The organism is Nocardioides marinisabuli, from assembly GCF_013466785.1.
GTDB lineage: Bacteria > Actinomycetota > Actinomycetes > Propionibacteriales > Nocardioidaceae > Nocardioides > Nocardioides marinisabuli.
In genome coordinates this window covers 1,640,570-1,651,877 of the sequence record NZ_CP059163.1, presented here as the reverse complement: position 1 = coordinate 1,651,877, position 11,308 = coordinate 1,640,570, and the positions used below count along the sequence as shown (strand labels likewise).

Here is an 11,308-nt window from a genome sequence, read left to right as displayed (position 1 = left end):
ACCGACCGTCGGTCCAGGGGCCGACCGGGCTCGCCCTAGGCTCAGCGCCATGAGCATCCTCGACGCGCCCCTCGCCCGCCTCGACGGCACCGACGCGACGCTGCGCGACCTGACCGGTGGCCGCGCGGCGCTGCTGGTCAACGTCGCGAGCCGCTGCGGGCTGACCCCGCAGTACACCGGGCTCGAGGAGCTGCACGACACCTACGCCGGGCGCGGGTTCACCGTGGTCGGGCTGCCGTGCAACCAGTTCGGCGAGCAGGAACCGGGCTCCGCCGACGAGATCGCCACCTTCTGCTCCGCGACGTACGGCGTCACCTTCCCGATGAGCGAGAAGGTCGAGGTCAACGGGCCCTCGCGGCACCCGGTCTACGCCGAGCTGACCAAGGCGCCCGACCAGGACGGCGAGGCCGGCGACGTGCGGTGGAACTTCGAGAAGTTCCTCGTCGCCCCCGACGGCGCGGTCGTGGCCCGCTTCGGCCCGACGGTCGCGCCCGACGACCCGCGGCTGGTGGCGGCCATCGAGGCCGCGTGCGGCTGAGCCACTCCCACGCCGCGACGTGACCCAACGCACGCGATATCGGCTCGCACTGAGAGGGTTCCCTACCTAGCCTTGGTCGGTGAGCACCGACACCGCGCCGACCCCGGCACCCGCCCCTCGCCACGACGACGACAAGCTCGACAAGAACGTGCTGCTCGTGGCCGGCGTGGTCGTGCTCGGCGCGATCATGTCGATCCTCGACATCACCGTCGTCAGCGTCGCCCAGCCGACCTTCCAGGCCGACTTCGACGCCACCCCGGCGCAGACCGCCTGGACGATGACCGGCTACACCCTGGCCCTGGCCACGGTGATCCCGCTGACCGGCTGGGCGGCCGACCGCTTCGGCACCAAGCGCCTCTACATGCTCGCCGTCGGCCTCTTCACCGCCGGCTCGCTGCTGTGCGCGGCGGCCACGACCGTGGAGATGCTGACGCTCTTCCGGGTGCTGCAGGGTCTCGGCGGCGGCATGCTGATGCCGCTGGGCATGACGATCATGACCCGCGCCGCCGGCCCGCACCGGATCGGGCGCGTCATGGCCGTGCTGGGCGTGCCGATGCTGCTCGGCCCGATCTTCGGCCCGATCCTCGGCGGCTGGCTGATCGACATCGCCTCGTGGCACTGGATCTTCCTGATCAACCTGCCGATCGGCATCGGCGCGATCGTGTACGCCGCCAAGGTGCTGCCCGCCGACGCGCCCACGCCCTCCGAGCGCTTCGACTTCGTCGGGATGCTGCTGCTCTCCCCCGGCCTGGCGCTGTTCCTCTACGGCGTCTCCTCGATCCCCGAGGAGGGCACCGTGCTGGCGGCCAAGGTGCTGGTCACCGCCGCCCTGGGTCTGCTGCTGGTCGCGGCGTTCGTGCTGCGCACCCTCAAGGCGCCGCCCGAGCACCCGCTGATGGACCTGCACCTCTTCCGCAACCGCACCCTGACCACCGCGGTGCTCGCGATGTCGCTCTTCGCGATCGCCTTCTTCGGCGCCAGCCTCCTCTTCCCGCAGTACTTCCTCTTCCTGCGTGACGAGACCACCCTGGGCGCCGGCGTGCTGCTGGCCCCGCAGGGCATCGGCGCGATGCTGACGATGCCGGTCGCGGGCGTGCTGACCGACCGCATCGGCCCCGGCAAGATCGTGATGAGCGGCATCAGCCTGATCGTGGTCGGCATGGCGATGTTCACCCAGGTCTCGGTCGGCCCCGGCTCCGTCGAGCTCGGCGAGGCCTTCGCCAAGGTCGGCGACCCGTCGTACGCCTACCTGATCGGCGCGCTCTTCGTCATGGGCCTGGGCATGGGCGGCACGATGATGCCGATCATGACCTCGGCGCTGCAGACGCTCAGCGACCACGAGATCGCCCGCGGCTCCACGCTGATGAACATCACCCAGCAGGTCGCCGCCTCGATCGGCACCGCCGTCTTCTCGGTGCTGCTGACCAACGGCTTCAAGGACTCCCCGGCCGTCGGCCAGGCCCAGGCCGCGATGCGCGACGGCACCCCGGTCGAGCCGGGCGTGCTGGCCCAGGGCCTGTCCGACATGTCGGAGGCCTTCGGCAGCTCGTTCGTGGTGGCCACGGTGCTGGTGGCGCTGGTGCTGGTGCCGGCGTTCTTCCTGCCCCGCCGCAAGCCGGCCCGCCAGGTCGAGCCCGGCGCCCTGGTGCACTGAGCGGCGCCCGTCGCCGCGGGCGGTGCGTCAGCAACCGTTCGCAGTACCGGTTCGGTTGCCAGCGCACCGCTGGGCTCCGTACCCCGTGGCCGGCGGTGGGCTGGCAACCGGTTCGGGGCGACCGATGGTTGCTCGCTCACCGCTGACCCGCCGCGCGAGCCGTGTGGATCCCGACCAGCAGAGGGGGGACCGGTCAGTCCTGCACCTGCAGCCGTCGCAGGTCGACGAGCGAACCCAGCCCAGCACTCACGTAGAAACCGACAACCGAGCAGCAAGCCAGGAACAGCAAGAACTCCTGGCCGAAGGCCATCACCACGTAGACGAGCGCCAGCGTCAGCACTGCGCCGAGCGCAGACGATCTCCTCGTCCGACCGGGCTCGTCCGTCAGGGTGAGGACGCGTGATCTCAGCAGCCAGCCCACACAGACCGCGGCTACCAGGCTGACGGCGAGCGCGACCAGGGACCCAGACAATGACCAAGGGGAGAACCGGATGGTCAGCCAGACTCCCAACACGAACATGGGCGTGAGGAGCAGGGTTCCGTACGTGAGTCGGCGCGAGAACTCTTCGGCAGTCAGCTTGATCTGAGACCCACCTTCGGCTGTCGAGGGCCCCCGGGGCCGGGACCGTCCCGGCCGGAACCTACCGGCCAGGAGTTCGCTCCGGCGCGGGCGGTCACGCGACGCCGGGGCGCCTACCCCAGGTCCTCGGCGAAGCGCCGTCGCACCTGCGCCTGGTAGACCGCCGGAGCCACCCGCCACAGCAGGCTCGCCAGCACGGTGCCCCGGTCGGGGAAGAGCCGCGGGCGGCCGGCCTGCAGCGCCCGGTCGATGCGCGCGGCGGTCTCGTCGGCCGAGCGCAGCCGCCCAACCGTCGAGCGGGCCCGACCGGTCGGCCGGCCGTCCTCGCCCAGGGCATGCTGCTCGATCGGGGTGTCCAGGAACGAGGGGTGCACCACCAGCACGTTCACGCCCTGCGGCTCGAGCTCGAGGCGCAGGACCTCGAAGAACTGGGTGAGCGCCGCCTTCGCCGCGCCGTACGCCGCCCGGCCGGGGACCGGCATCCAGCCCGCCATCGACGAGATGCACACCACCGTGCCGCCGCTCTCGCGCAGCAGCGGCAGCGCCGCCAGCGTCAGCTCGACCGGGCCCTGCCAGTCGACGGCCATCACGGTGCGGAAGACCGCGGGGTCGGTGCGGTGCGCGGGGCTGCGGTGGGTGATGCCGGCGTTGTTGACCAGCACGTCGAGGCGACCGAACCGCTCCCGAGTGGCCTCCACCAGCGCCGCCAGGTCGCCCGCGTCGGTCACGTCGGTGACCACGCCCAGCACCCGCTCGGCGTCGAGCCCGGCGGTCCTGGCAGCCAGGCCGGCGGCGTCGACGTCGGCGAGCACCAGGTCGTGGCCGGCCTCGTACCAGCGCCGGGTCATCGCCCAGCCCAGCCCGGAGGCCGCGCCGGTCACGAGGACGACGCTCACGCCGGCCCCCTCACGCCAGCACCATCCCGCGCGCCTGGGCGAAGCCCTCGAGCACCTCGAGCGTGGTGCGCTGCGGCACGTAGCCCATCTCCTCCTTGAGCCGCCGGTTCGACAGCACCGGGCGGTAGCGCAGGAACGCCACCTGCTCGGGCCCGACCGGCCTCCCCCGCCAGCGCTGCACCTGGAGCCCGGCGCGCACCAGCGGCACCGGCAGCGCCAGCAGCGGCTTGCCGAGCCGCTCGGCGATCTCGGGCATGGTCAGGGCGCCGTCACCGGCGAGGTTGTAGATGCCTGCGTGGTCGGTGGCGATGCCCTGCTCGAGCACGCCGAGCACGTCCTGGTCCCAGATCAGCACGAACGGCGAGGGGCAGCCGCGCAGCGCGACCACCCGGGGGCCGGTGAACAGCCCGGTGATCTGGTTGTCGGTGCTGTCGCCGAGCACGGTGCCGGGGCGCAGCACCAGCTGGCGCAGCCGCGGGTGGCTCTGGCGGTAGCCGGCCAGCAGCTCCTCGACCTGGCGCTTGTGGTCGCTGTAGGCGAACTCGGGGTTGCCGCGCAGCGGGTCGCGCTCGTCGATCCACGCCGGGTTGTCGGGGTGGTAGCCGTAGGCCGCGCCCGAGCTGGTCACCGTCAGGTGCTCCACCCCGGCGCCCAGGCAGGCCTCGACCACGTTGCGGGTGCCGTTGACGTCGATGTCGAAGTCGCGGGCCCGGTCGCGGGAGGCGACCAGCACCGAGGCCAGGTGCACCACGTGGGTGGCGCCGAAGCCGCGCAGCGTCTCGACCAGCGCCGGGTCGCGCACGTCGCCGCGGCGCAGCTCGAAGCCCAGCTCGCCGGGCTGCGCCACCTCGGCGGGGTCGCGCACGTCGAGCCCCAGCACGTCGTACGACGCCGCGAGACGCGTGGCGAGCTGGCGGCCGAGGTAGCCGGCCGCACCGGTGACGACGACGCGGCGCCTCATCGCGCACCCACAGGGTCGCGGTGGACCGGGTCGTCGGCGGGCAGCGGGCGGCGCGACCAGACCTGGGCCAGGGTGAGCCCGGAGACCAGGTGCCACACGCCCCAGAACGCCGCGACCAGCAGCGCCCCGCCGAGCTCGGGGAAGAAGGTGAAGGCGATGACCAGGCCCAGCCCGGAGTTCTGGATGCCGACCTCGAGGGTGACGGCGCGGCGGTCGCTGACCGGCATCCGCAGGCCGCGGCCGATCGCCTGGCCCAGCAGCAGCGCCAGCGCGTTGTGGCCGACCACGACCCAGAAGAAGGTGCCGATCTGGTCGAGGAAGAGGTCGAGGTTGTTGCCGAAGGCGATCGCGACGAAGGCCAGGAAGACCAGCATCGAGCCGATGCGCCACGGCTTCTCGCTGCGCGCCGCGAAGCCCGGGAACCGGCGCCCGACGAGCATGCCCAGCGCCATCGGCAGGGCCAGCACCAGCAGCACGAGGAGCAGCAGGTCGACCCGGTCGAGCGAGATGTCGGTCATCAGGTCGCGGGTGCGGGGGTTGAGGGTGCCGTAGAGCGCGAAGTTGAAGGGGGTCAGCACGGTGGCGGCCAGGCTCGAGACGGCCGTCATCGAGACCGAGACCGCCACGTTGCCGCGCGCCAGCCAGGTCAGGATGTTGGAGAACGACCCGCCGGGGCAGGCCGCGACCAGCATCATCCCGAGCGCGACCTCGGCGCTGACGGGCAGCAGCCACGCGGCCAGGCAGGTGCCGGCCGGCAGCAGCACGAACTGCGCCACCAGCCCGGCGGCCGGGGCCTTGGGCGCTTTGACGATGCGCACGAAGTCGGCGGGACGCAGGCTGAGCGCGACGCCGAACATCATCAGCCCGAGCAGGATGTTGAGCAGGGTCAGGTCGGGCAGCGCGATGTCGATCATGCGTCCACCCGCTCGCGTGGGCCCACCACAGCGGTGCTCGTCGGGTCCAGCGCCGGCAGCTCGCCGAGGTGCGTGGCGAGCGCGTCGAGGTAGGTCTGCTTGTCGACGTAGTAGGCCATCCGGGCCAGCGGCAGGTAGTCGTAGCCGCCGTCCTCGCGCTCGGTGGCGCGCTCGCGCCGGGCCCGGTCGAGGGCGCCGGTGGCACCGGTGCCGGCCCGGCGGTGCGCCAGGTAGCGGGCCACCAGCAGCGCCTGCTGGTGCCGGCCCTCCCAGCCCAGCCCGGTCGCCTCGACCATCCCCATCACGAACAGGTCGTCGCGCTCGGGGTGGAAGACGTTGAGGTAGAGCTGCGGCGCGTCGACGCCCGCGGGCCAGGCCAGGTCGTCGCGGTCGAGGTAGGGGTAGTCGAGCTCGTAGCCGGTGGCCAGCAGCAGGACGTCGTACTCCGCGCTCTCGCCGTCGCCGAAGGTGACCCGGCGGCCCTCGATCGCGGCGATGTCGCGGCGCGCGGTGATGTCGCCGTGGCCGAGGTGGTGCAGCACCAGCGAGTTCACCACCGGGTGCGACTCGTAGAGCCGGTAGTCGGGGTCGGGCAGGCCGTAGTCGCTGGGCCGGCCCACCAGGGCGCGGATCAGCGCACCGTCGACGCGCTGCTTGACCGCGCGCGGCAGGCGCACCTTGCCGCCCAGGGTGTCGATGGGGCGACCGGCGACGAACTTGGGCAGGAAGTGGTAGCCGCGGCGCACGCTGAGGTCGACGCTCGCGGCGTGGTGGACCGCGTCGACGGCGATGTCGGCCCCGGAGTTGCCGCAGCCCACGACCAGCACCCGCTGGCCGGTGAAGACCGACGGCGAGCGGTACTGCGAGGAGTGCAGCACGGTGCCGGTGAACTCGCCGGGCAGGCGCGGGACGCGCGGGGTGTGCAGCGTGCCGGAGGCCACCAGCAGCCCGTCGAAGACGCGGGTGCGCTGCTCGCCGTCGTGCTCGGTGACCAGCTCCCAGCCCAGCTCGTGGGGCCGCGCCGAGACCACGCGCGTGCCCATCTCGTAGTGCTCGCGCAGGGCGAAGCGGTCGGCGTAGGAGGCCAGGTAGTCGCGCACCTCGCTGTGGTGCGGGTACGCCGCGCCGCCGGGGTCCATCGGGTGCTCGGCGTACTCGGTCATGTGCCGCGAGGAGATCAGGTGCGCGCTGTCGTACATCGTCGAGTGCGGGTTCTCGATGTCCCAGAGCCCGCCGACGTCGGTGTGCAGCTCGAGACCGGTGACCGGCAGGCCCTCCCGCAGCAGGCTGCGCACGCACGCCAGCCCCATCGGTCCCGCGCCCACCACGGCGTACCCGTGCGTCTGCATGGTCTGCTCCTCCCCGCCACGGCGGCGCCGTGACCCACGTCACCCTAGGAGCGGCGCCGGGGCCCCGCCCGGCCGATCGGGACGCGCCGCTCGGCAATCCGGGACGCGCCGCGGCGACGGGCGGGGGATGATCGGCCCATGCAGGCAGCCGGGCGCGAGGTCACCGCGCAGTACGCCCGCGCGCTGCTGCAGGCCGCGCAGGAAACCGGCATCGCGCTCGACGAGGCGCTGGTCGCCCGGCTGCGCAGCGCCGAGCGGGTGCCGCTGGCCTGGCAGGACGAGCTGTGGGAGCAGTACTGCGCGGGGGCCGCCGACCCGCTGGCCGGGCTGCGGCTGGGGCTGCGGATGCAGGTCGGGCACCTCGACAGCGCCGGGATGCTGCTGGTCACCTGCGCCACCCTCGGCGAGGCCCTCGAGGAGCTGACCGCCTACGCACCGGTGATCGGGGCGGGGTCGTTCTCGCTGCGCCACGAGGGGCCGCTGGTGCGCGTCGAGTTCGAGCACGACTTCGCCGTACGCCCGCTGGAGCGCACCGAGGCGGCGCTGACGACGCTGCTGCACCTGGCCCGGTGGGCCACCGGCGGCCACGTCGGGGCGGTCCGCGCTCGACCTGGCGCACCCCGCGCCCGGTCCCGACCCGGCGCACTCCGCGGTGCTGGGCGTGCCGGTGCGCTTCGGCGCCGCCGTCGACGCGCTGGTGCTCGACGCCGAGGAGCTCGACCTGCCGCTGGTGCAGGCCAACGCGGCGCTGCGCGACCACCTGCGCGAGCTGGCCGACCGCACCCTGGCCCGCCTGGGCAGCCAGGACCTCGCGGTGCGGGTGCGCGAGGTGGTGCTGGCCCACCCCGACTGGGGCCGCGAGCGCGTGGCCGAGCACCTCGCGCACAGCGGGCGCCACCTCAACCGGCTGCTGGCCGAGGACGGCCTGAGCTTCTCGGCGGTGCGTGAGCGCACCCTCGAGCAGCTGGCCGTGCGGGCGCTCGAGCAGGGGGAGCGGGTCTCCGACGTGGCGCTGCGGCTCGGCTACTCCGACGAGACCGCCTTCACCCGGGCCTTCCGCCGCTGGCGCGGGGAGACGCCCGGCCAGCTGCGGGCCCGGTCGGCCGGTGCGGCCCCCGGGTGAGCCTCAGCGGCGCTTCGGGTCGGGCACCGGCCCGAACTCGCGGAAGCAGTCGCTGCCGACGCAGCCGACCAGCGAGCGCAGCCGCTTCTTCAGCTCGCGCCGCACCGGCCGGTAGGCGCGGCTGCCCGCCAGGTTGTCGACCTGGTCGGGGTCGCGGCGGCGGTCGAAGAGGTCGATGTGCAGACGGCCCGAGCGCTTGACCCACTTGGTGAGCGTGTAGCGGTCGGTGCGCACCCCACGGAACATCCAGGGCCCGGTGCCGTCCTTGGCCGAGCGGGCGCCGGCCTGGACCAGCACCGTGTCGGCCCGCAGCCGCGGCCCCTCCTGGCGTGCGGCGGCGAGCAGGCTGCGACCGTCGAGGGTGCGCCCAGGGACGGCGGCGGTGAGGTCGACGATCGTGGGGGCCAGGTCGACGGTGGTCACCGGCTCCTCGACCTTCGTGCGCGGCGCGATGCCGGGGCCGCGCACGAGCAGCGGCACCCGCAGCGCCTCCTCGTAGGCCAGCGTCTTGCCCAGGTAGCGGTGCTCGCCCAGCAGGTAGCCGTTGTCGGAGGTGAAGACGACCAGCGTGTCGTCCAGCTCGCCGGTCTCGCGCAGCGCCTGCACGATCCTCGCGACCCCGTCGTCGACGCTGCGCAGCGACTGGATCCGCTGGCGGTGGAACTGCGTCATCCTCGCGCGGTCGAGCACCCGCTTGCCCTTGAGGTGCGGGTTGGGGTCGTCGAGGCGGGCGTCGTACGCCGACGAGGCGAAGCTGGGCGGCTTCGCGTCGGGGTAGAGGTCGCGGTAGCGCGCCTCGGGGGCGGGGCCGACCTTGCAGGAGCCCTCGCCGCACTCGCCGTGGGGGGCGTAGTAGGACGTCCAGATGAAGAACGGCTTGTCCTCGCCGGGCTTGCCGTCGCGCAGCGGGTCGCGCCCGGCGCTCCAGTCCTCGACGAGCTGCACGGTGCGGTTGGTGGTGTACGTCGTCGAGTAGGCCTCGCCGTCGTCGTAGCGGGTGCGCTCGCCGTTGGTGAACATGTCGAAGTCGTAGTAGCCGAAGGAGTTCCTCGCCGACGCGTCGAACCACTCCCAGCCCAGCGGCACCGGCTGGGAGTCGGGGAACCAGTAGTTGATGAACTTGCCGATCATCGCGGTGTGGTAGCCGGCCTCGTAGACCCAGCGCTGCAGCGTGTTGTCGGGCTCGCGCAGCGCCATGTAGCCGCCCCACTCCCCGCCGTTGGAGAGCACCCCGTTGTTCTGGGCGTACTGGCCGCTGAGGATCTCCGCGCGCGCCGGGCAGCACAGCGGGTGCGGGGAGACCATGTCCTTGAAGACCGCGCCCTGCTGGCCCAGCAGCTTCCGGGTCTGCGGCATGTGGCGCAGGTCGTCGAGCCGCTGGTCGTCGGTGGTGATCAGCACGACGTTGGGCGCGTCGGGCGCCGCCGCCCGCTGCACCTCGGGCAGCGGACGGATCCCCTCCGAGGCCACCGGCGGCGGGCCCGCGGCCTCGCTCGCCCCGCTCGGCCCGGCACCGGCGACCAGGGCGCCCGAGAGCGGCAGCAGGCCGAGCCCCAGGACGAGCCCGCCTAGGGCCAGAGGGATGCGGTGGCCGGGACGGCGGGCGAGACTCACAGCGCGGAAGATTAGTTGACGGGGGCACCCGATCCCCCGGCAGGTCCCCCCTGCGGCCGGGTCCGCCCCGCGGCCGTCGCAGACGGGTGAGTCGCCACCGGCCGAGCGCGGCTACGGTCGAGCAGATGAGCACCGACCAGGACCGTGACCAGCTGCACCGCGACGGCCGCTGCGACGTGGTGGTGGAGATACCCCGCGGCAGCCGCAACAAGTACGAGGCCTCCGAGGACGGCGAGATCTGGTTCGACCGGCGCCTGGGCGGCCCGGCCGGCTTCCCCGGCGACTACGGCTACGTCATCGGCTCCGACGGCGAGGACGGCGACGCGCTCGACGCGCTGGTGCTGCTGGAGGAGGCGACCTTCCCGGGGGTGCACATGCGCTGCCGCGTCATCGGGGGCTTCGCGCTCCAGGTCGGCGACATCGCGGAGACCAAGCTGATCGTGGTGCCCGAGACCGACCACCACGCCGACCACCTGCGCGACCTCGACGACCTCGCCCCCGCCTTCCTCGACGAGCTGGACTCGTTCTTCACCGCCTACCGGATGCTCGAGGAGGTGCCGGTGAGCGTGCGCGAGCGCCTCGACCGCACCACCGCCCTCGAGCTGCTGGTCGCCGGCCAGGGCTGAGCCCGCGAGCCGGCGCCACTTCCCCGCCGAGCCGGCGCCAGTTCCTCGCCGAGCCGGCGCCAGTTCCCCGCCGGGCGGGGACCGGTCAGCCGCGCAGCCGGGGCAGGGCGTCGGCGACCTGCTCGAGCACCCGCTCGTCGCCGGCGTAGGGCTGCTCGCGGCGCGGCCAGTGCGTGACCAGGTCGGTGAAGCCGAGCTCGGCGGCCCGGCCCGCCATGTCCTCGAACGCCCCGACGCTGGCCAGCGCGAACCCGTCGGGGCCCACGCGGCCGGTGTCGGCGAGCAGGTAGCGCGGCGTCGTGGCCGGGTCGCGCCCCGCCTCGACCAGCGCCTCGTCGTAGATCTCGCGCGAGCGCGCCAGCCCGGCGTACCAGCCGTCGAGCGTGGTCTCGGCGTGCGGCCCGGTGGTCACCCAGCCGTCGCCGGCCCGCGCCGAGAAGCGCACCGAGCGGGGGCCGTTGGCCGCGACCAGGAACGGCGTACGCCGCAGCGGCGGCAGGGTGCGCGCGTCGCGGGTGGCGAACCAGCGCCCGTCGGCGTCGACGTGGTCCTCGTCGCGCAGCCGCGCCAGCAGGGTGACGAACTCCTGGAACCGGTCGACGCGCTCGCGGGTGCTCAGCTCCTCGCCGCCCAGCACCTGGGAGTCGCGGTCGCCGCCGACGCCCAGGCCCAGCAGCACCCGGCCGTCGGCGATGCCCTCGAGCGCCTGCACGTCGCGCAGGAACGGGTAGGGGTGGCGGAAGTTGGGCGCGGTCACGAGGGTGCCGAGGCCGATCCGGCCGGTGGTGGCCGCCGCCGCGGCCAGGGTGGGCAGCGCCCCCGTCCACGGGCTCTCCGGCAGCCCGCCCCACACCAGGTGGTCGTAGGTCCAGGCGTGGTCGAAGCCCATCTCCTCCACCGCCCGCCACCGCGGCGCGGCCTCGGTCCACGGCAGGTCGGTCAGGATCGTCAGCCCGAAGCGCATGCCCCGACCCTAGGCCCGCCCTGCCGGGACGTCATCCGGGCGGGACGTCCGTGCGTGCGGGAGGTATGACGTCCCGCGGCACCGACCGG

At 73.6% G+C, this 11,308-nt stretch carries 11 protein-coding genes and 1 pseudogene; 5 read left to right on the top strand and 7 right to left on the bottom strand.

Annotated elements, in window-relative coordinates; all coding sequences use genetic code 11:
• Positions 1-49: 49 nt before the first annotated feature.
• Together H0S66_RS07940 and H0S66_RS07935 are read left to right on the top strand one after the other, a co-directional pair.
• Entirely contained in the window at positions 50-538 is a 489-nt protein-coding gene (locus H0S66_RS07940; protein WP_179614910.1) for a glutathione peroxidase, read from the top strand.
• Positions 539-617: 79 nt separating this feature from the next.
• Positions 618-2,192, top strand: a complete 1,575-nt coding sequence (locus H0S66_RS07935) for a DHA2 family efflux MFS transporter permease subunit (RefSeq protein ID WP_179614909.1) — start codon at positions 618-620, stop codon at positions 2,190-2,192.
• 193 nt (positions 2,193-2,385) lie between these two features.
• Here H0S66_RS07935 and H0S66_RS07930 read toward each other — a convergent pair whose 3' ends face one another.
• From H0S66_RS07930 to H0S66_RS07910, 5 genes are all read right to left on the bottom strand, one after another.
• On the bottom strand, positions 2,386-2,712 hold the full coding sequence (locus tag H0S66_RS07930; RefSeq protein WP_179614908.1) for a hypothetical protein: 327 nt from the start codon (positions 2,710-2,712) through the stop codon (positions 2,386-2,388).
• A gap of 173 nt (positions 2,713-2,885) precedes the next feature.
• Positions 2,886-3,668 (bottom strand): SDR family oxidoreductase, encoded by a 783-nt coding sequence (locus H0S66_RS07925; protein ID WP_179614907.1) that lies wholly within the window; start codon positions 3,666-3,668, stop codon positions 2,886-2,888.
• Positions 3,669-3,678: 10 nt separating this feature from the next.
• The gene (locus H0S66_RS07920; RefSeq protein ID WP_179614906.1) at positions 3,679-4,629 is read right to left on the bottom strand and encodes an SDR family oxidoreductase; all 951 of its coding nucleotides are present in this window, start codon (positions 4,627-4,629) and stop codon (positions 3,679-3,681) included.
• Complete coding sequence (locus H0S66_RS07915; protein ID WP_179614905.1) at positions 4,626-5,543, bottom strand: bile acid:sodium symporter family protein; 918 nt, start codon at positions 5,541-5,543, stop codon at positions 4,626-4,628. Before H0S66_RS07915 ends, H0S66_RS07920 begins: the two co-directional genes overlap by 4 nt.
• Positions 5,540-6,892 carry a flavin-containing monooxygenase gene (locus H0S66_RS07910; protein WP_179614904.1) on the bottom strand — a complete coding sequence of 451 codons (1,353 nt, stop codon included), beginning with the start codon at positions 6,890-6,892 and terminating at the stop codon, positions 5,540-5,542. The genes H0S66_RS07915 and H0S66_RS07910 overlap by 4 nt, the downstream gene beginning before the upstream one ends.
• A 138-nt stretch (positions 6,893-7,030) precedes the next feature.
• Here H0S66_RS07910 and H0S66_RS21120 point away from each other — a divergent pair.
• Positions 7,031-7,435 (top strand): annotated as a pseudogene (locus H0S66_RS21120) (AraC family transcriptional regulator ligand-binding domain-containing protein); the annotation flags it as partial.
• Positions 7,436-7,544: 109 nt separating this feature from the next.
• Positions 7,545-8,015, top strand: a complete 471-nt coding sequence (locus H0S66_RS20395) for a helix-turn-helix transcriptional regulator (RefSeq protein WP_258017159.1) — start codon at positions 7,545-7,547, stop codon at positions 8,013-8,015.
• A gap of 3 nt (positions 8,016-8,018) precedes the next feature.
• Here the strand turns inward: H0S66_RS20395 and H0S66_RS07900 are convergent, their stop codons facing one another.
• Positions 8,019-9,629 (bottom strand): sulfatase family protein, encoded by a 1,611-nt coding sequence (locus H0S66_RS07900; protein ID WP_179614902.1) that lies wholly within the window; start codon positions 9,627-9,629, stop codon positions 8,019-8,021.
• Between the two features lie 125 nt (positions 9,630-9,754).
• Here H0S66_RS07900 and H0S66_RS07895 point away from each other — a divergent pair, with 125 nt between their 5' ends.
• Positions 9,755-10,255 carry an inorganic diphosphatase gene (locus H0S66_RS07895; protein ID WP_179614901.1) on the top strand — a complete coding sequence of 167 codons (501 nt, stop codon included), beginning with the start codon at positions 9,755-9,757 and terminating at the stop codon, positions 10,253-10,255.
• An 85-nt stretch (positions 10,256-10,340) separates the two neighbouring features.
• Here H0S66_RS07895 and H0S66_RS07890 read toward each other — a convergent pair whose 3' ends face one another.
• Positions 10,341-11,219 (bottom strand): LLM class flavin-dependent oxidoreductase, encoded by an 879-nt coding sequence (locus H0S66_RS07890; RefSeq protein ID WP_179614900.1) that lies wholly within the window; start codon positions 11,217-11,219, stop codon positions 10,341-10,343.
• Positions 11,220-11,308: the final 89 nt, after the last annotated feature.